This window comes from Paenibacillus sp. FSL R5-0701 (assembly GCF_037973995.1).
Classification (GTDB): Bacteria; Bacillota; Bacilli; order Paenibacillales; family Paenibacillaceae; genus Paenibacillus.
Genome location: NZ_CP150230.1, coordinates 80,588 through 100,920 on the forward strand (window position 1 = coordinate 80,588; position 20,333 = coordinate 100,920).

Annotated in this window: 15 protein-coding genes, 1 tRNA gene and 3 rRNA genes; 16 read left to right on the plus strand and 3 right to left on the minus strand. The window is 46.7% G+C overall.

Going from position 1 to position 20,333, the window contains the following annotated elements:
• Positions 1-33 precede the first annotated feature (33 nt).
• The 3 genes from greA (at position 34) to MKZ13_RS00395 (ending at position 3,682) form a co-directional block, all read left to right on the plus strand.
• Complete coding sequence (greA, locus tag MKZ13_RS00385; RefSeq protein ID WP_076216743.1) at positions 34-513, plus strand: transcription elongation factor GreA; 480 nt, start codon at positions 34-36, stop codon at positions 511-513.
• A gap of 116 nt (positions 514-629) precedes the next feature.
• On the plus strand, positions 630-2,141 hold the full coding sequence (gene lysS / locus MKZ13_RS00390; RefSeq protein ID WP_047844500.1) for a lysine--tRNA ligase: 1,512 nt from the start codon (positions 630-632) through the stop codon (positions 2,139-2,141).
• 203 nt (positions 2,142-2,344) lie between these two features.
• On the plus strand, positions 2,345-3,682 hold the full coding sequence (locus tag MKZ13_RS00395) for a TrkH family potassium uptake protein (protein WP_237178589.1): 1,338 nt from the start codon (positions 2,345-2,347) through the stop codon (positions 3,680-3,682).
• A gap of 86 nt (positions 3,683-3,768) precedes the next feature.
• On the opposite strand, the gene MKZ13_RS00400 is transcribed toward MKZ13_RS00395, so the two are convergent.
• Positions 3,769-4,359, minus strand: a complete 591-nt coding sequence (locus MKZ13_RS00400) for a TetR/AcrR family transcriptional regulator (protein WP_221825794.1) — start codon at positions 4,357-4,359, stop codon at positions 3,769-3,771.
• An 87-nt stretch (positions 4,360-4,446) separates the two neighbouring features.
• Between MKZ13_RS00400 and MKZ13_RS00405 the strand changes: the two genes are divergently transcribed.
• From MKZ13_RS00405 to MKZ13_RS00465, 13 genes are all read left to right on the plus strand, one after another.
• Positions 4,447-4,998 carry a hypothetical protein gene (locus MKZ13_RS00405; protein ID WP_221825791.1) on the plus strand — a complete coding sequence of 184 codons (552 nt, stop codon included), beginning with the start codon at positions 4,447-4,449 and terminating at the stop codon, positions 4,996-4,998.
• Positions 4,999-5,437: 439 nt separating this feature from the next.
• Positions 5,438-6,990 (plus strand): 16S ribosomal RNA (locus MKZ13_RS00410).
• A 309-nt stretch (positions 6,991-7,299) separates the two neighbouring features.
• Positions 7,300-10,227, plus strand: a 23S ribosomal RNA gene (locus MKZ13_RS00415).
• A 75-nt stretch (positions 10,228-10,302) separates the two neighbouring features.
• A 5S ribosomal RNA gene (gene rrf / locus MKZ13_RS00420) occupies positions 10,303-10,419 on the plus strand.
• Together the 16S, 23S and 5S rRNA genes form the textbook arrangement of a ribosomal RNA operon.
• 367 nt (positions 10,420-10,786) lie before the next feature.
• The gene (gene guaB, locus MKZ13_RS00425; RefSeq protein WP_017691330.1) at positions 10,787-12,244 is read left to right on the plus strand and encodes an IMP dehydrogenase; all 1,458 of its coding nucleotides are present in this window, start codon (positions 10,787-10,789) and stop codon (positions 12,242-12,244) included.
• 416 nt (positions 12,245-12,660) lie between these two features.
• Positions 12,661-14,049, plus strand: a complete 1,389-nt coding sequence (locus MKZ13_RS00430; RefSeq protein ID WP_339181037.1) for a D-alanyl-D-alanine carboxypeptidase family protein — start codon at positions 12,661-12,663, stop codon at positions 14,047-14,049.
• Between the two features lie 145 nt (positions 14,050-14,194).
• The gene (gene pdxT / locus MKZ13_RS00435) at positions 14,195-14,785 is read left to right on the plus strand and encodes a pyridoxal 5'-phosphate synthase glutaminase subunit PdxT (RefSeq protein ID WP_036671585.1); all 591 of its coding nucleotides are present in this window, start codon (positions 14,195-14,197) and stop codon (positions 14,783-14,785) included.
• A 273-nt stretch (positions 14,786-15,058) separates the two neighbouring features.
• Positions 15,059-16,342 carry a serine--tRNA ligase gene (serS, locus tag MKZ13_RS00440; protein ID WP_339181041.1) on the plus strand — a complete coding sequence of 428 codons (1,284 nt, stop codon included), beginning with the start codon at positions 15,059-15,061 and terminating at the stop codon, positions 16,340-16,342.
• Positions 16,343-16,536: 194 nt separating this feature from the next.
• Positions 16,537-16,625 (plus strand) — tRNA-Ser (locus MKZ13_RS00445).
• A 192-nt stretch (positions 16,626-16,817) separates the two neighbouring features.
• Complete coding sequence (locus tag MKZ13_RS00450) at positions 16,818-17,156, plus strand: hypothetical protein (protein ID WP_339181043.1); 339 nt, start codon at positions 16,818-16,820, stop codon at positions 17,154-17,156.
• A 29-nt stretch (positions 17,157-17,185) separates the two neighbouring features.
• On the plus strand, positions 17,186-17,362 hold the full coding sequence (locus MKZ13_RS00455) for a hypothetical protein (protein ID WP_017691325.1): 177 nt from the start codon (positions 17,186-17,188) through the stop codon (positions 17,360-17,362).
• A gap of 21 nt (positions 17,363-17,383) precedes the next feature.
• Complete coding sequence (locus MKZ13_RS00460; protein WP_036607296.1) at positions 17,384-17,536, plus strand: small acid-soluble spore protein P; 153 nt, start codon at positions 17,384-17,386, stop codon at positions 17,534-17,536.
• 234 nt (positions 17,537-17,770) lie between these two features.
• Positions 17,771-18,865, plus strand: a complete 1,095-nt coding sequence (locus MKZ13_RS00465; protein WP_150364088.1) for a hypothetical protein — start codon at positions 17,771-17,773, stop codon at positions 18,863-18,865.
• A gap of 255 nt (positions 18,866-19,120) precedes the next feature.
• Here the strand turns inward: MKZ13_RS00465 and MKZ13_RS00470 are convergent, their stop codons facing one another.
• Positions 19,121-19,690 carry a GNAT family protein gene (locus MKZ13_RS00470; protein ID WP_221824805.1) on the minus strand — a complete coding sequence of 190 codons (570 nt, stop codon included), beginning with the start codon at positions 19,688-19,690 and terminating at the stop codon, positions 19,121-19,123.
• Between the two features lie 49 nt (positions 19,691-19,739).
• Positions 19,740-20,240 carry a tRNA adenosine(34) deaminase TadA gene (gene tadA / locus MKZ13_RS00475; protein ID WP_221824806.1) on the minus strand — a complete coding sequence of 167 codons (501 nt, stop codon included), beginning with the start codon at positions 20,238-20,240 and terminating at the stop codon, positions 19,740-19,742.
• Between the last annotated feature and the right edge of the window lie 93 nt (positions 20,241-20,333).

Sequence of the window (20,333 nt, forward strand, 5' to 3'; positions counted from 1 at the left end):
CAAATTATTCCCATGACAGGAGAATCGGTTGAGATGAGCGACAAGGAAGTTATCCTTACACCAGAGGGACTTAAGAAGCTGGAAGAAGAACTGGAAACATTGAAATCAGTGAAGCGCCGCGAAGTGGCTGAACGGATTAAGGTAGCCATCGGGTATGGAGATATCAGTGAGAACTCTGAATACGAAGATGCCAAGAACGAACAGGCTTTCATTGAAGGTCGTATTATTACTTTGGAGAAAATGCTTCGGAACGCACGCATTATTAACAGTGATGAGATTGACACCGATGTCGTTAGTGTAGGTGCAACAGTTACTGTGGAAGATTTGGAATTTGGTGATATCACAGAATATACAATTGTAGGTTCTGCTGAATCTAACCCGCTTCAGAACAAGATCTCAAACGAAAGCCCTGTTGGTAAAGCGATCCTGGGCAAGAAAAATGGTACAGTGGTTGATGTAAGTGTGCCTGCTGGCGTAATTCAATATAAAATTGTAGATATTAAAAAGCTATAGTAACGAAGCAGTTGGGCACGGTAAACAAAAGCTTCCCTTGGGAAGCTTTTTCAACATTTGAGGAAGAGTGTCCTCACGGGATGCCTGCAATGTAAATAAGGAGATGAATACAGATCATGACGGATGAAGTCTTGAATCAGGAAACCGAACTTAGCGAGCTTTTACAAATTCGCCGTGACAAATTGGACGAGCTCCGCAAATTGGGAATCGACCCTTTTGGCCAAAAATACGTACGTACCGAAGAAGCCGGCTCCATTCTGAAGAAGTATGAAGAACTGACCAAGGAAGAGCTGGAAGAGAAGCACATCGAAGTCAGTATTGCCGGACGGATTATGGCGAAGCGGGGAATGGGTAAAGCAAGCTTCGCACATATTCAGGACCTGAGCGGCAGAATCCAGATCTATGTTCGTCAGGATAGCGTGCCTGAAGACAAGTATGCGGCATTTAGCCTGCTGGACCTTGGCGATATCGTTGGGGTAACGGGTGTGATCTTTAAGACCAAAACAGGTGAAACTTCTGTCAAAGTTAAAGATCTTGAAGTGCTGTCCAAATCGCTCTATCCGCTTCCGGATAAATTCCATGGTCTCACCGACGTAGAGCTGCGTTACCGCCAGCGTTATGTTGACCTGATTATGAGCCCGGACGTACAACAGACCTTTATCGCACGTTCCAAAATCATTCAATCGATGCGTCGTTATCTGGATTCCCTTGGATATCTGGAAGTGGAAACACCTACGTTGCATACCATCGCAGGAGGAGCGGCAGCACGTCCGTTCATCACACATCACAACGCGCTGGATATGGAACTGTACATGCGGATTGCAATTGAACTTCACCTGAAACGTCTGATTGTTGGCGGACTGGAGAAGGTATATGAGATCGGTCGTGTATATCGGAATGAAGGTATGTCCACACGTCACAATCCGGAGTTCACAATGATTGAATTGTATGAGGCATATGCCGACTACAAGGATATTATGCAATTGACGGAGAATTTGGTTGCTCATATTGCACAGGAAGTACTGGGTACGCAAGTGATCCAGTATGGAGATTATGAAGTGGATCTTACGCCGCAGTGGCGCCGTGTTACGATGGTGGATGCAGTTAAGGAAGTTGTGGGTGTAGACTTCTCCGTACACATGACGGATGAGGAAGCACATAACTTGGCGAAGGAACATAAGGTTCCGGTTGAGAAACATATGACATTTGGTCATATCCTGAACGCGTTCTTTGAAGAGTTTGTAGAAGAAACGTTGATTCAACCGACGTTCATCATGGGACATCCTCTTGAAATCTCACCACTGGCGAAGAAAAATGATGTAGATCCACGCTTCACGGATCGCTTCGAATTGTTCATCGTTGGACGCGAGCATGCCAATGCCTTCACAGAGCTGAATGATCCAATCGATCAGCGTCAGCGCTTTGAAGCACAGATGCTGGAGAAAGAACATGGGAACGACGAAGCTCATGAGATGGATGACGACTTCATCCGTGCGCTCGAATATGGTATGCCACCAACAGGCGGATTGGGAATCGGAGTTGATCGTCTGATCATGCTGCTTACTAACTCCCCGTCGATTCGTGACGTACTGCTCTTCCCACACATGCGTCCTCGTACGCAAGATTAAATAAGGAACGTAGAATACGTTCATAATAGAAGAGGAACCTGCCGTTCAGTATCATGCTGGGGCAAGTTCCTCTTTAGGTTTACATAGACGCTAAAAATAAAGTTTGTCAGATGGCCCTTGCTCTCAGCACACCATTAGGGTAACACCGCGTCTTGAATTTGTTAGATTAACCTGTTCGTATTTTGTTAAAAGAGGTGCCCTTCATGAAGTTCAGGCTTCACTTTGCCAAATTCTTATCTCCTCCGTTAATTCTGGTCGGTGGTTTTCTGCTTATCATTGCGATGGGAACGGTGCTTCTCATGTTGCCAATCTCCAACCAAAGCGGTATGCATTTGGCGTTTATTGATGCGCTCTTTACATCAACCTCTGCCGCTTGTGTGACTGGACTTGTCGTTGTGGATGTAGGGACGACCTTTAATTTGTTTGGTCAGATCGTCATTATGGTATTAATGCAGCTTGGTGGACTCGGCTTCATGACTATGGCTACTCTCTTTGCGCTAGTGTTGGGCAAACGAATCTCGCTCAAGGACAGGCTGTTGCTCAAAGAAGCCATTAATGCAGACAGTATGGAAGGGATAGTACGCATTATCCGCAAAGTTTTGATTTTCTCCTTTACCATTGAAGGGGTGGCTGCCGTCATACTGGCGCTGCGCTGGGCAACGGAGATGTCATTTGGTCAGGCTATATACTATGGAATATTCCATTCCGTTTCCCTGTTTAATAATGGCGGATTTGATCTGTTCGGCAACAGCTTCCAATACTACACCGGAGACTGGCTATTCAATGTGACTGCTTCTGTGCTCGTTATCTCTGGTGGACTTGGATTTGTAGTATTGAATGATCTATTTGAGTATCGCAAACGCCGCCGTCTGTCTCTTCAGTCGAAACTGGTGCTGTCTGTATCTGGAGGACTGATTGGTATAGGAGCGATTGTGTTGTTTGTTTTCGAATTCACCAATGGACATACACTGGCTTCACTCACCTGGAGCGAGAAGATCTATGCGTCCTTCTTCCAGTCTGTCTCTACACGTTCGTCGGGAACAAGTACAATCGATATCACGGAGATGAGGCAGGCTACCCAATTTTTCTTCATTCTGCTGATGTTTATCGGGGCTTCCCCGGGATCGACAGGGGGTGGGATCAAGACGACTACATTCCTGATCATGATTGGTGCAGTGTATGCCATGATTCGGGGAAATAAGGATATTGTGTTTTTCCGCCAGCGTGTTCCGAAAGAACTACTAATGAGGGCGCTGACCATTATTATGGTTTCTCTGATCATATTCATGATCGTGGTGATGCTTCTGCTTACGACAGAGGATGCGCCATTCCTTTCACTGATGTTTGAAGCTGCATCCGCAATCGGTACCGTGGGTCTTTCTGTAGGAGTGACTGATGAGTTGACCAATTGGGGCAAAATCATTATTACCTTTACCATGTTTGTAGGTCGGATTGGGCCATTAACCATCGCGTATGCCCTTCGTCCGCGCAAAGAGAAGAAACTGTATCGTCATCCGGAAGGCCGGATCATTATCGGATAAAAAGAAAAACCGCCAGACATTCAGAACTAACTCCTGTTATCGTAACGGGCCTTAGTCACAACGAATGTGCTGCGGTTTTTTTTGGTTTAACGACACAAGGAAGCAAGATGTAAGGTGAGAACATCGTCCATGAGCCTGCCATTCATCTGATCTGGTCTAAGCACGGTATGGATACCCAAGCCATCCACCAGTGCATACAATCTCTCGATCTCCAGTTCTTTGTCCAGATCAGGTTTGGAGAGATCGAGTTTAATCAAGTAGGTGATAACAGAACCTACAGCTTTTCTAAGTTCATCATATACGGTATTAGCAAGTCCCTTGAGTGCAGGATCGGTTTTCGATCTGGCTGTAAAAGCGTACCACACCTCCATTTCGGCCAGTTTTTCTTCCGTGTTTGGTAAGAACTCGAGCAATAAGCATTTCATATTGTCCATGGGAGAGCCGGTGAAGGACATTTGTTGGACTCGATGAGACACCCGTTCAGATACCAAATTCATAGCATATAGTAGTAATTCCGATTGAGTAGAAAAGTAGTGACGCATCGAACCGACCGAAACTCCAGCTTCTTCAGCGATATTCCGAACAGAGGCTTGTTCCATGCCATCTCTCCGTATAATACGCCATGCTGCCTCGGCTACGAGCATACGCTGTTTATCGTGATCAACAATTTTAGGCATAGGCATAGTATATCACTGTTGATTATTATAGTACACACGTGCTAAATTATATTTAATACATTTGTATCAAAAAAAGGAGAGGCTGAAATGATTGGTTATTTCATTATAGGTTGTGAGATTGCCTTTTGGGTGTTTGTGTTCACGGGTCTGAGTGTAAGGTATCTCCTTGGTATGAAGCGGTTAGGTATCGGTTTGTTAATGGCGACGCCGGTTATTGATCTGTTATTGCTGGTAGCTACAGTTATGGATCTACAGCGAGGAGCTACAGCAAGTATGATTCATGGCATAGCTGCGGTGTATATAGGAGCAAGCATTGCTTATGGTCACCAGATGATCGCTTGGGCGGATCGATATTTCCTATATTGGTTCAAGGGTGGAGAGAATCCTCGCAGAAACAAGTTATATGGTAGAGAACATGCGAGTCGTGAGCGTAGTGGATGGTTTAGACATCTATTGGCTTGGGCTATAGGAAGTGCTTTTCTATTCGCCATGATATGGTGGATCGGAGATGCTGAACGTACAGCTGCCTTCGATAATCTGATCAGAGTGTGGGGAATAATACTCGGAATCGATTTTCTGATAAGCTTTAGTTATAGTTTATGGCCAAGAAAGGTTCCTGCTAGAAATGTTAAACATTAAAAAGCTGGGTGAGCGTGCATACGAACTGGCTAAGTTGGGAGAATCCCGTATGTACGCCCCGTATTAAATCGAACCGATTGTTAATATAGATTCAAAAAAAGACTTGCAATGCAAATCTGTACATGGTATATTCTAAATCTGGCCAAGAAAACACAGTTTACACGGTGCGGCAAGCGAATGAAATAAGCTTCGAAAGAAACTTAAAAAAAGAGCTTGCAAAGTTGGTACGGATGTGATAAGATATAAAAGTTGCTGAGGAGAACAACACTCGGTAGCAAAATAAGTTTGATCTTTGAAAACTGAACAACGAGTGAGTAAACATTCTGCTTGCAGAATGAACGCGAAAGTTGAGACAGGCCTTGGCTTGGATCGACTGGAGCACAAATGAGATTTTTAATCTCGTCAGATTCAAAATGAGCTTATCGCTCTTTTCAATACTTTATTGGAGAGTTTGATCCTGGCTCAGGACGAACGCTGGCGGCATGCCTAATACATGCAAGTCGAGCGGAGTTGATAGGAAGCTTGCTTCCTTGATACTTAGCGGCGGACGGGTGAGTAACACGTAGGCAACCTGCCCTCAAGTTTGGGACAACTACCGGAAACGGTAGCTAATACCGAATAGTTGTTTTCTTCGCCTGAAGGAAACTGGAAAGACGGAGCAATCTGTCACTTGGGGATGGGCCTGCGGCGCATTAGCTAGTTGGTGGGGTAACGGCTCACCAAGGCGACGATGCGTAGCCGACCTGAGAGGGTGATCGGCCACACTGGGACTGAGACACGGCCCAGACTCCTACGGGAGGCAGCAGTAGGGAATCTTCCGCAATGGGCGAAAGCCTGACGGAGCAATGCCGCGTGAGTGATGAAGGTTTTCGGATCGTAAAGCTCTGTTGCCAGGGAAGAACGCTTGGGAGAGTAACTGCTCTCAAGGTGACGGTACCTGAGAAGAAAGCCCCGGCTAACTACGTGCCAGCAGCCGCGGTAATACGTAGGGGGCAAGCGTTGTCCGGAATTATTGGGCGTAAAGCGCGCGCAGGCGGTCATTTAAGTCTGGTGTTTAATCCCGGGGCTCAACCCCGGATCGCACTGGAAACTGGGTGACTTGAGTGCAGAAGAGGAGAGTGGAATTCCACGTGTAGCGGTGAAATGCGTAGATATGTGGAGGAACACCAGTGGCGAAGGCGACTCTCTGGGCTGTAACTGACGCTGAGGCGCGAAAGCGTGGGGAGCAAACAGGATTAGATACCCTGGTAGTCCACGCCGTAAACGATGAGTGCTAGGTGTTAGGGGTTTCGATACCCTTGGTGCCGAAGTTAACACATTAAGCACTCCGCCTGGGGAGTACGGTCGCAAGACTGAAACTCAAAGGAATTGACGGGGACCCGCACAAGCAGTGGAGTATGTGGTTTAATTCGAAGCAACGCGAAGAACCTTACCAGGTCTTGACATCTGAATGACCGGTGCAGAGATGTACCTTTTCTTCGGAACATTCAAGACAGGTGGTGCATGGTTGTCGTCAGCTCGTGTCGTGAGATGTTGGGTTAAGTCCCGCAACGAGCGCAACCCTTATATTTAGTTGCCAGCACTTCGGGTGGGCACTCTAGATAGACTGCCGGTGACAAACCGGAGGAAGGTGGGGATGACGTCAAATCATCATGCCCCTTATGACCTGGGCTACACACGTACTACAATGGCCGGTACAACGGGCTGCGAAATCGCGAGATGGAGCCAATCCCAACAAAGCCGGTCTCAGTTCGGATTGCAGGCTGCAACTCGCCTGCATGAAGTCGGAATTGCTAGTAATCGCGGATCAGCATGCCGCGGTGAATACGTTCCCGGGTCTTGTACACACCGCCCGTCACACCACGAGAGTTTATAACACCCGAAGTCGGTGGGGTAACCGCAAGGAGCCAGCCGCCGAAGGTGGGATAGATGATTGGGGTGAAGTCGTAACAAGGTAGCCGTATCGGAAGGTGCGGCTGGATCACCTCCTTTCTATGGAGAATCGTTTCCCGAGTGGAAACATTCAAAACTGCAGCTTAGCTGCAAAACACTCACTCGTTGCTCAGTTTTGAGAGCTCAAACTCTCAAACAGCTTGCTTTTGCATGGAGCTTGTTCTTTGAAAACTAGATATCGAAACGAAACAAACGCGAATTAGAACATTCCTTTTTAGCTGAACTTGTGCAAACAAGTCAAGTGTATAAAGGTAGTTAAATTGCTTTTGTGATGGTATCGGGTGAGAGCGACTTTTGGCTTTGCGCAAGCAAAACAAGGGAAGCGAGCGACCGAAACCGGAACAAAATGGTTAAGCTACTAAGAGCACACGGAGGATGCCTAGGCGCTAGGAGCCGATGAAGGACGTGGCGAACAACGAAACTGCCTCGGGGAGCTGTAAGCAAGCTTTGATCCGGGGGTGTCCGAATGGGGAAACCCAGCTGGGGTAATTTCCAGTTACTCATAACTGAATACATAGGTTATGTAGAGGCATACCAGGGGAACTGAAACATCTAAGTACCCTGAGGAAGAGAAAACAATAGTGATTCCGTCAGTAGCGGCGAGCGAACGCGGAGAAGCCCAAACCAAAGAGCTTGCTCTTTGGGGTTGTGGGACGTCTCACATGGAGTTACAAAGGAACCGGTTAAGCGAAGAGGTCTGGAAAGGCCCGCCAAAGAAGGTAAAAGCCCTGTAGTTGAAAGTCTGTTCCCTCCGAGACGGATCCCGAGTAGTGCGGGGCACGTGAAACCCCGTATGAATCCGGCAGGACCATCTGCCAAGGCTAAATACTTCCTAGCGACCGATAGTGAAGCAGTACCGTGAGGGAAAGGTGAAAAGCACCCCGGAAGGGGAGTGAAATAGAACCTGAAACCGTGTGCTTACAAAAAGTCAGAGCCCGTTTTAGGGGTGATGGCGTGCCTTTTGTAGAATGAACCGGCGAGTTACGTTCCCGTGCAAGGTTAAGGTGAAGAGCCGGAGCCGCAGCGAAAGCGAGTCTGAATAGGGCGACTTAGTACGTGGACGTAGACCCGAAACCGGGTGATCTACCCCTGTCCAGGGTGAAGGTGCGGTAACACGCACTGGAGGCCCGAACCCACGCATGTTGAAAAATGCGGGGATGAGGTGGGGGTAGCGGAGAAATTCCAATCGAACTCGGAGATAGCTGGTTCTCCCCGAAATAGCTTTAGGGCTAGCCTCGGAAAACAGAGTCGTGGAGGTAGAGCACTGATTGGGTGCGGGGCCCGCAAGGGTTACCAAGCTCAGTCAAACTCCGAATGCCATAGACTTACTTCCGGGAGTCAGACAGTGAGTGCTAAGATCCATTGTCAAAAGGGAAACAGCCCAGACCATCAGCTAAGGTCCCCAAGTGTGTGTTAAGTGGGAAAGGATGTGGAGTTGCACAGACAACCAGGATGTTGGCTTAGAAGCAGCCATCATTGAAAGAGTGCGTAATAGCTCACTGGTCGAGTGACTCTGCGCCGAAAATGTAACGGGGCTAAACACACCACCGAAGCTATGGCTTGATGCTTTGCATCAGGGGTAGGGGAGCGTTGTATAAGGGTTGAAGGTGTACCGTAAGGAGCGCTGGACATTATACAAGTGAGAATGCCGGTATGAGTAACGAAAAGATCAGTGAGAATCTGATCCGCCGAAAGCCTAAGGGTTCCTGAGGAAGGCTCGTCCGCTCAGGGTAAGTCGGGACCTAAGGCGAGGCCGAAAGGCGTAGTCGAAGGACAACAGGTCGAAATTCCTGTACCACCGTAAGCCGTTATGAGCAATGGGGGGACGCAGTAGGGTAGTGACGCGGACTGATGGATGTCCGTCTAAGCAGTGAGGCTGATGTGTAGGCAAATCCGCACATTGTAAGGCTGAGCTGTGATGGGGAGCGAAAATTATAGTAGCGAAGGTCATGATCTCACACTGCCAAGAAAAGCCTCTAGCCAGGTGATGGTGCCCGTACCGCAAACCGACACAGGTAGGCGAGAAGAGTATTCTAAGGCGCGCGGAAGAACTCTCGTTAAGGAACTCGGCAAAATGACCCCGTAACTTCGGGAGAAGGGGTGCCCCGGTAGTGTGAATAGCACGAGGGGGCCGCAGTGAAAAGGCCCAAGCGACTGTTTAGCAAAAACACAGGTCTGTGCGAAGCCGTAAGGCGAAGTATACGGGCTGACGCCTGCCCGGTGCTGGAAGGTTAAGGGGAGTGGTTAGGGAGTAATCCCGAAGCTGTGAACCGAAGCCCCAGTAAACGGCGGCCGTAACTATAACGGTCCTAAGGTAGCGAAATTCCTTGTCAGGTAAATTCTGACCCGCACGAATGGCGTAACGACTTGGGCGCTGTCTCAACGAGAGATCCGGTGAAATTTTAATACCTGTGAAGATGCAGGTTACCCGCGACAAGACGGAAAGACCCCATGGAGCTTTACTGCAGCTTGATATTGAATTTGGGTACGATCTGTACAGGATAGGTGGGAGCCTTTGAAGTGTGAGCGCCAGCTTGCATGGAGGCAACGTTGGGATACCACCCTGATCGTATCTAGGTTCTAACCTGGTACCGTAATCCGGTGCGGGGACAGTGTCAGGTGGGCAGTTTGACTGGGGCGGTCGCCTCCTAAAGAGTAACGGAGGCGCCCAAAGGTTCCCTCAGAATGGTTGGAAATCATTCGAAGAGTGCAAAGGCATAAGGGAGCTTGACTGCGAGACCTACAAGTCGAGCAGGGACGAAAGTCGGGCTTAGTGATCCGGTGGTACCGCATGGAAGGGCCATCGCTCAACGGATAAAAGCTACCCTGGGGATAACAGGCTTATCTCCCCCAAGAGTCCACATCGACGGGGAGGTTTGGCACCTCGATGTCGGCTCATCGCATCCTGGGGCTGAAGTAGGTCCCAAGGGTTGGGCTGTTCGCCCATTAAAGCGGTACGCGAGCTGGGTTCAGAACGTCGTGAGACAGTTCGGTCCCTATCTGTCGTGGGCGTAGGAAATTTGAGAGGAGCTGTCCTTAGTACGAGAGGACCGGGATGGACGTACCGCTGGTGTACCAGTTGTTCCGCCAGGAGCACCGCTGGGTAGCTATGTACGGACGGGATAAACGCTGAAAGCATCTAAGCGTGAAGCCCCCCTCAAGATGAGATTTCCCAGTATGTAAGACCCCTTGAAGACGACGAGGTAGATAGGCTGGGGGTGGAAGTGCAGCAATGCATGGAGCTGACCAGTACTAATCGGTCGAGGGCTTATCCAATAGCAAGTTGTCATTCGCATGTTTCGTTTCGAATCTAGTTTTCAGAGAACAACACTCTGAAATGTAAGCTACGCGTTTGGTGGCGATGGCGGAGGGGTTCCACACGTACCCATCCCGAACACGACCGTTAAGCCCTCTAGCGCCGATGGTACTTGGACCGCAGGGTCCTGGGAGAGTAGGACGCCGCCAAGCAAAGAACCACTGCCGATGTTATTCGGTGGTGGTTTTTATTATATAGTTATATTATGCAGTATGGGATTAAAATACAGATTGAATTAGGTAATTTATCAGCACAATAGTATGTATAAAAGTAACGTTATTCGATAAGAATAGACGTTTTTTTGCGTAATAACTAGACTTGTCCGCTCTGGAAAAACAGTTGTGTTCATCAGGCAATACACCTGATATAACCAAGTACTTTTCCTTGACAGTCTAAATATCGCTTTGCTAAGATGGCAATAATAAATTTTTCAGAAAACGTATTTTCGGCGTAAAATACAGCCTGGAATCTTCGGGTTTTGGACCGTAAAGCTGAGCAAACATAAGGAGGAACACTTGCGTGTGGGAAGATAAATTTGGTAAGGAAGGCCTCACCTTTGATGATGTATTGCTAGTGCCACGGAAATCCGAGACACTGCCTAAAGAAGTAGATGTATCTATTCGTTTGAGCGATACTGTAAAGCTAAATATTCCTTTGATCAGTGCGGGTATGGATACGGTAACTGAAGCGACATTGGCTATTGCCATTGCACGTGAAGGCGGTATCGGTATTATCCATAAAAATATGTCGGTTGAACAACAGGCAGAAGAAGTAGATCGTGTTAAACGTTCGGAGAGTGGTGTTATTACGAATCCATTCTCACTGACAGCAGATCATCTGGTATCTGATGCGGAAGCAGTAATGGCGAAATATCGGATCTCCGGTGTACCTATTATTGAAGGAGATCAGAAGCTGGTTGGTATTTTGACCAACCGCGATTTGCGTTTTATCCATGATTACGGCATCAAAATTAGCGAAGTCATGACTCGTGAGAATCTGGTCACCGCTCCTGTTGGCACCACATTACAAGAAGCTGAAGGTATCCTTCAGAAGCACAAGATTGAAAAACTTCCATTAGTTGATGAGACGAACACATTGAAAGGTCTTATCACCATTAAAGATATTGAAAAAGCCATTCAATTCCCTCATGCAGCCAAAGATGCTCAAGGCCGTTTGTTGGTTGGTGCAGCGATTGGTATCTCCAAAGATACATTCGAACGTGCAGATGCTTTGGTACAAGCTGGTGTCGATCTGATTACGGTAGACTCGGCTCACGGACACCACATCAATATCATTGAAGCTGTACGTCAGCTTCGTGAACGTTTCCCTAGCCTGACCATCGTTGCAGGTAACGTCGCTACTGGCGCAGCCACTCGTGACCTGATCGAAGCAGGGGCCTCAGTAGTCAAAGTGGGTATTGGGCCAGGTTCGATATGTACAACACGTGTAATCGCTGGTATTGGTGTACCTCAAGTAACTGCAGTCTACGACTGTGCAACAGTGGCACGCGAATATGGAGTTCCGATTATCGCGGATGGCGGAATTAAATATTCTGGTGAGATTACGAAGGCGCTGGCTGCAGGCGCACACGCGGTGATGTTGGGAAGTTTGTTTGCCGGCACAGCGGAAAGCCCGGGGGAAACTGAAATCTTCCAAGGACGTAGCTACAAAGTATACCGCGGTATGGGTTCAATGGCTGCAATGAAACAAGGTAGTAAAGACCGTTACTTCCAAGATGATGACAAGAAACTGGTTCCGGAAGGAATCGAAGGTCGTGTCGCTTACAAAGGACCACTGTCTGATACAATCCACCAACTGATTGGTGGTCTGCGTTCGGGTATGGGATACTGTGGTACAAGTAACTTGGAGCAACTTCGTAACGATACAGGCTTTATCCGAATTACAGGTGCGGGACTGCGCGAAAGTCATCCCCATGATGTACAGATTACCAAAGAAGCACCTAACTACTCGTTGTAATCGGAAGAGAGTTAATCATTTCCAGGACAGGCTCGGTGATTTTCACCGGGTCTGTCTTTTTTTGCAGATACCCCTGTGATAGAATAGAACAAGCGGTGACGATCCAAGGGTGGATTAAGGCGTTGCGGCGGCTATTTGACGTTAATCTATGAATATGGTTTTGAAAAGCAAATGCAGTGCCAGAAAAGGCTGCCAGTTAAACAGAAGCGCGGACGTCCTTTTACATAAGCATTTGCAAAATGCGGACTAAGTGACAATCGATAACGAACTTTAGGAGCAATAATATTGCTCGTTCGATACAGCGCATATAGTACACATCTCATACATCAACCACGCAGGTTAGGGAACAAGAATATCGCAGCATAAGCTGCACTGAAGCAATTAACAATGCTTTGGATCGAAGGGAGTATTCATCATTGAAAGCCAAACACATGAATAAAAAGAAACGCCAAATGCTCAAAAAGAGCGTAGCCTCGGTAATGCTAATTAACATGCTTTGCATGTCTGCAGTAATGCCGGTCATGGCTGCTGCCGATAACTCCGGTCAGGTTCTGACTGCTGCGGCAACAACAACGAAGACGGAGAAAGCTGTGCAAGTCCCTGGGGTAGACTCACTTGGGCTTGAAGTTAGATCAGCGGTGCTTATGGAAGCCTCAACGGGACAGATTCTACTAAATGTTGATGCGGATAAAGCGATGCCACCTGCAAGTATGACCAAGATGATGACAGAGTACATTGTCGCAGAACAGGTCAAACAAGGTAAATTCGGCTGGGACGATATTGTAACTGTCAAAAAGAATGCTGCACAAAGTATCGGGTCGCGAATTTTCCTCGCGGAAGGTGACCAGCACACAGTTAAGGATCTCTATATTGCTATGGCTGTTGGCTCTGCCAATGATGCTACGGTTGCTTTGGCTGAACATGTTGCCGGTTCGGAAGAAGCTTTCGTGAAAATGATGAATGATGAAGCGAAGCGTATGGGCATGAAGGATACGTTCTTCATCAACTCTTCCGGTCTGGATCGAGCAGATATGCCTGCTGATTTCCGCCCAGCTGAAGATAAAGAAACAGTGATGTCCGCTCTGGATGCTGCAATTCTATGCCGATACATCATTATGGATCACCCGGACTACAAAGATTTTACAACCATTCAATCCTACAAGTTCCGTCCCAATGATAAAGCCCCAATTATCAATTACAACTGGATGCTGGAAGCGAATAAAAATATAACCAATTTCAAAAGCTATGCCTATGAAGGTCTGGATGGAATGAAAACAGGCCATACCACGAACGCAGGTAATAACTTTACAGGTACAGCAGAACGTAACGGTATGCGTCTAATTAGTGTTGTTATGGGCACAGATTCGGAATCCGCACGTTTCAGAGAAACTAAAAAGGTATTGGACTATGGATTTAACAACTTTGAAGTGAAGCAGGCTGTTGCAGGCAAGACCAAAGTGACGGGCTGGGAAGCGGTACCTTTGAAAAAAGGGAAAGAAACAACGGTTCCTGTTGTAACAGATAATGCGGTAAGTTTCGTTGTTCCCAAAGGTACTCAGAACCTGGATGTGACGTTCAAAGCCAACGTAACTGAGGCTGACAAGCTGGTAGCACCAATCAAGGCAGGTACAAAGGTTGGTACAGTAACGTACACGTATAAAGCAGAAGGAATTGAATCTCAGGAAAAAACAGTGAACTTGATCACTGCTGAAGAGGCTGAAAAAGGCGGATGGTTCCGCTTGTTCTTCCGTGCTGTGAAAGATTTCTTCGTGGATCTCTTTGACGGAATCAAAAATCTCTTTTAGTCCATATTTCCGACCGGATGGATTGTATATTTACGATTTTTCCGGTAAAATATCAAGTTAGAATTCACGTATGATGAAATAAAAAAGTACAATGTTCGTTTACCATATGCAAGATCGTGGCTGGTAAAAGAAGGGGAATGAGCGTATGAAGATCGGCGTTTTAGCACTTCAAGGAGCTGTAACAGAGCATATTCGAAGTATTGAACGTGCTGGAGCAGAAGGTATAGCTATCAAACAGGTCCAGCAATTGGAGGACTTGGACGGTCTTATCCTTCCTGGCGGGGAAAGCACAACGATCGGTAAACTGATGCGCAAGTATGGGTTTATGGATGCCATTCGCGCGTTTGCTGCTGAGGGCAAACCGGTATTTGGTACCTGTGCTGGCTTGATCGTTATGGCTAAACACATTGCTGGGCAAGAAGAAGCTCATTTGGAGCTAATGGATATGACTGTATCCCGAAATGCATTTGGACGGCAGAGAGAAAGTTTTGAGACGGATTTGCCAGTCAAAGGCATTGAGGAAACGGTAAGAGCTGTATTTATACGGGCACCCTTGATCGAGAGTGTCGGAGACCAGGTCGAAGTTCTCTCCACATACAAGGATGAGATTGTTACGGCTCGTCAGGGGCATTTGCTGGCTTGCTCCTACCATCCGGAATTGACGGATGACTATCGTCTGCATACTTATTTTGTAGACATGGCCAGATCCTACAAACATACGGTAGACTCTAAATAATACATGATGTACAACCTATGATCTCCCGGTCATCGGATCACTTCCCCAGAAGCCTTGTAAGGCCACTGGATGGCAGTTGCATCTGAACGGATGCCTGATGTTGCCTGTATCTGCTTCAAAGCGGGAATCGCAGCGGAGGGTGACACCGGGGATATAGGTTGTTTTTTGGGTTACAGGTTCCGATAAGTATATAGTAAGGTATGTACAGTAAAGTTTTGAGAATGGAATTAACATAAGGCTTCACGTTGTGAGGTTATTTAGGAGGGGTATATCGTGCTTGATGTGAAAATATTGCGGAATGAGTATGCACGTGTAGAAGAAGCATTGACTAAACGTGGCAAATCGCTGGATCTTATCGCTGGATTTACCGAGATGGATGCCAAGCGTCGGGAATTGCTTCAAGAGAGTGAAACGCTGAAGAGTCGTCGGAATACAGTCTCCGCGGAAGTTGCTAGACTGAAGAAGAATCGTGAGAATGCTGATGATCTGATTGTGGAGATGCGCGAAGTCTCTGATCGAATCAAAGCTATGGACGAAGAAGTTCGGGAACTGGAAGTGAAGATCAATGATCTCACAATGGCGATTCCGAACATTCCTAACGAAACTGTACCTACTGGAGCTTCTGAAGACGACAATGTTGAGATTCGTCGTTGGGAAGAGCCGAAGTCATTTACTTTTGCACCGAAAGCACACTGGGAAATTGCGCAGGATCTCGATATTCTTGATTTTGAGGCGGCTGCCAAAGTAACAGGTTCCCGTTTTACCTTTTATAAAGGTCTGGGTGCGCGTCTGGAACGTGCATTGATTAACTTCATGATGGATCTGCACAGTGATCAACATGGATATGAAGAGATTCTGCCTCCATACATCGTTAATCGGGACAGCTTGTTTGGAACAGGTCAACTGCCTAAGTTTGAAGAAGATCTGTTCAAGTTAAAAGATACTGAATATTATCTGATCCCTACTGCTGAAGTTCCGGTAACGAACTACCATCGCGAAGAGATTCTGAATGTAGATCAATTGCCTAAGCACTTTGTGGCATACAGCTCTTGTTTCCGCTCTGAAGCCGGCTCCGCTGGACGGGATACACGTGGATTGATTCGTCAGCATCAGTTTAACAAAGTAGAGCTGCTCAAGCTCTCTACTCCAGAGACTTCGTATGAAGAGCTGGAGCAAATGACTCAAAATGCGGAGCGTGTGCTTCAATTGTTGGGCTTGCCGTATCGCGTTCTGACATTGTGCACGGCTGATATGGGCTTCACTTCAGCTAAAACGTATGATATTGAAGTATGGTTGCCTGAGAGCAATACCTATCGTGAGATTTCTTCGTGCTCCAACTGTGAGGACTTCCAGGCCCGTCGTGCCAATATCCGTTTCCGCAGAGAGCCAAAAGCCAAACCGGAATTTGTTCATACATTGAACGGGTCAGGATTGGCCGTTGGACGGACGGTAGCTGCTATCCTGGAGAACTATCAACAGGAAGATGGTACGGTTGTTATTCCTGAAGCATTGCGTCCTTATATGGGCGGCACAAGTGTAATTGCACGTCGCTCTTAAGCGTTAGTTAACCACCCTCATCAAGAGGAATACAAATTCAATCCGTCATTTCTGAATGGCGGATTGGAGTGTTTTGTATAACGGAGGCAGTTGTCTGATACAGGATCATCATTTTTAATATAAAAAAGGTTGCATTATAATGTCGAGATGTGGTATGATACTTTTCGTGGCAAGTTTATAAAAGTTAATTCCCTGGAGAGGTACCGAAGCGGTCATAACGGGGCGGTCTTGAAAACCGTTAGGGGGCAACTCCACGTGGGTTCGAATCCCACCCTCTCCGCCATACTACACTTATAACAAGGACTCGAGCGATCTCGCTCGGGTCCTTTTTTGCGTTGTGAGTTTGTTAAACGTAGTGAGTATACAGGTTGGTGACTGATGTATACGTTGCACAGTACAACGTTATATTTTGAATAAGCTTAATATGTATAAAAACATCCTCATCGCCGCACTTTATAGGAGTGGAGGTGGTAAGATGAACCGCGAGTTAAACATCAATCAGACAGAGCTTGTAGGGGCTTGGCAAGAACGTTTGCCTCAAGTCCTGAATGTTGGAGACCAGGCTCAGGTAATGGCCGATGAAGCCGATCAGCAGGCGATTCGGATACACATTGCTACAGCTGGGCACGAGATGTACTCTTTTGATTTCAAATGTGCATATGTTGATTCCCGTGAAGTCAGCGTACAGCTGATTGATGTGGAACGGGATGGACGAACGACGGATGAGCGTACAGAACCGATTCAGGAACTGGCTCACGATTATACACGGCACATTCATGAATGCGCCCAGTCGTTACAATCCCAGACGAGATAATAGCCTGAAATCTGAAGGAGTGAACTCAATTGACTAAAGCCAAAGCGGGAGTAGACAAAAACCTGCAAAATGTAGTCGATGATCTGGAGCAGCCTGCCGTAAACAGTCATCATGCCCAGCAAATTCAGCAAGATATCAATGATCGCCGTCATCAGGATGCACTGAATCATGACAAAACGGAAGATAGGGACCCATCCCATTCCTAACAATGATGAGGGGGCAATAATATGAGCAAACCAAAAACAATTCCCGTACCGGAAGCGCAAGCATCCGAACAGCATCGTCATTCATCCAAACGCTCTTCCATGCAGGAACCATTATCCGGTTCCAAAAAAGTAAAAAATCAAAATCATGTGGATCATTTGAATCCCCAAGGTTAATAGAAGAAACATATTCACGCAAAAGTCCCTTGTTACCTAACAGGGGGCTTTTGCGTATTCATACATATATAAAGACAAGGACATGCTTATTCCCAAAGCTGACATAGGTCTTTGTAGCCATTTTAAAGAGGAAAGATCACATTTTTCCCAAATTAGGTTTCGGTATCTGACGATATGGTATATCATTGATATTGAATTACTTTTTTTGGGGTTATCACGAGAGGAGAGAAACAAATGACTAAACGTATGGGGGCGCTTCTTCTTACGTTGCTGTTGACCGTATCTATGGCATTGACAGCATGTAGCAGCAAGCAGGAACCAAAAGAGGCATTGAAGACGGCTGCGGCCAATGCTTCCAAATTGACTTCGTATGAAATGAGTTCCAACTTTACAATTAATGAATTGAGCTATAAACCTGGGGACACTTCACAAACTGATCCTACTATGACTCAGTTTATGAGCATGCTGAAGGATGCTCAGTTGAATGTAACAGGTGTATACCAAAGTGAGCCAATGCAGACCGAGATGACTCTTGGCATCGAGCTTAAAGGTGATATGGGTATGACCTTTAACATTCCAATGGTGATGACGGCAGAGAAACTCTATGTGAAAGTGCCGAATATTCCGTTCTTCCCGATTCCGGAGAATGTTGTAGGCAAATTCCTGGAACTTGACCTGAAAGAACTGGCTGAGCAAGAGGGTACGGAATGGAACCCGGATGCTATGGACGCAGCCAAAACGCAAAAGCTGAGCAACGAAGTCATGGACGCAGTGCTGAGCGAGTACGATCAAGCTAAATTCTTCAAAAATCTAGACACCAAAGATGCACAACTTCCTGAAGGTGTAGATGCGAAGCAGGTTGTACAATTCTCGGTGAATAATGACAATGTTAAAGAAGCAGTTACTGTACTGGTAACAAAAGCTATGCCTAAAGTATTGGATATTCTGTCCAAAGAGGAATATCGTGAAATGCTGCAAATGGATCAGGCTGATATCGACAAAGCTAAAGAAGATCTGAAGATCACTGAAGCAGATCAGGCTGAAATGGCTAAAGACTTGGACAAATTGAAAGATGTTCTGACAATTAACCAATTCAACATCGATTTCGCATTGGACAAAAACGACTTCCCGGTATATCAAAAGATGGTCGCTGATGTGCTGATCAAGCCAGAAGATACAAAAGACGAAGTGAAATTGGCATTTACCGGTTCCAATACGTACACCAAGATTAACGAAAAAGCAGCATTCAAAATCAACATCCCTACTGGCGATGACGTAATTACTATGCAAGAGTTCGAAGAACTGATGAACGCTTCATACGGATACTAATCTCGCTGAGTTCAAACCGTCTGTGATTCAAGTGAGGGATAATCTCCTTCCGCTTGGGTACAGGCGGTTTTTTTTGCTACACAGCGTAAGGGGATATCCGCAAAATAATTGATCTTTGAAGTTGAATCGTGGCTGGTGATCTATACAAATAAAACCGCACCCTCTTCTACATAACTAGAGTAGTGCGGTTTTGTACATTAAATTTTTATATTGTTGAATTGGAAATGCAGACCGTTGTGCGGGGAGCTCCTAAAATTAGTTTGTAAGTTCATCCAAGTCTTCAGCAAGTACAGCGTAGATCTGATGATCCTGATATTTGCCGTTGATCTTGAGGTATTTGCGAGCAGTACCTTCAAACTGGAATCCGTTCTTCTCCAGTACGCGCTGTGAACCTTTGTTGGAGGGCAATACCGCAGCCTGAACCCGATTTAACTTCAGTGCACGGAAACCATAAGCTACGGCCAGTTTAACCGCTGCTGTCATTCGTCCGCCACCCTGATAATCTGGATGGATAAAGTAACCCATATCCGCATAATTGGCAACGCCCAGTACGACATTGTTGATACTTACTTGTCCAATCAGCAGACTGTCTTTAATGGTATAGATTCCAAATTGATATCCTGTACCTTCTTCCGCTGCCTTGACCCGATCCTCAATCCGCCGAGTCTGAGCATCCAGTGTATAGAATTCATCGTCTCGCACGGGTTCTACAGCCTGGTATGGGACGCGTGTGACCTGAATCAGGTCCAGATAGGACTGTGTATCCTGGGGTGTGAGCAACCGAAGGCTTATGCCGTGGGCTGTATCATAGAGTGTTAGTGCCATTACAGCACACTTCCTTTCCGATTGGAATGTCGATATTCAATGATTAGTGTTATTTTTTACGCAGACGTCTGAAAAATTGAGTTAGCATCGTGGAGCATTCAGGCTGAAGGATATCCGGGATCACCTCAGTGCGATGGTTAAAACGAGGCTCCTGTAGCAGGTTCATCAGTGTACCTGCACAGCCTGCCTTGGGATCAGCCGTTCCATAGATTACGCGGGGGACCCTGGATTGTACAATTGCACCTGCACACATCGGACAAGGTTCCAGTGTGACGTACAGAGAACAATCCAACAAACGCCAAGCTCCGATGGTCTCACTGGCCTGACGAATAGCCACCATCTCTGCATGGGCGGTGGAATCCAGTGTAGTTTCACGCAGATTGTATCCCCGACCGATAATTTGGTTATTTTGTACGATTACAGCTCCAATCGGCACTTCCCCAAGAGCCTCAGCTTTGTAGGCCTCGGCAATGGCCTCCCGCATCCAGTGCTCATGTTGAGCCTCCTCCGATAAATTCCCAAGATAGGGCTGGAGAGAATGGTCAGTCATTACTATATAACTCCTTCCAAAATCGTTTATTCAGCGAACAAGTATTCGGGTTGTTAACATGTTGTGTATAGAATTGTGGATAACCGTGTAGTT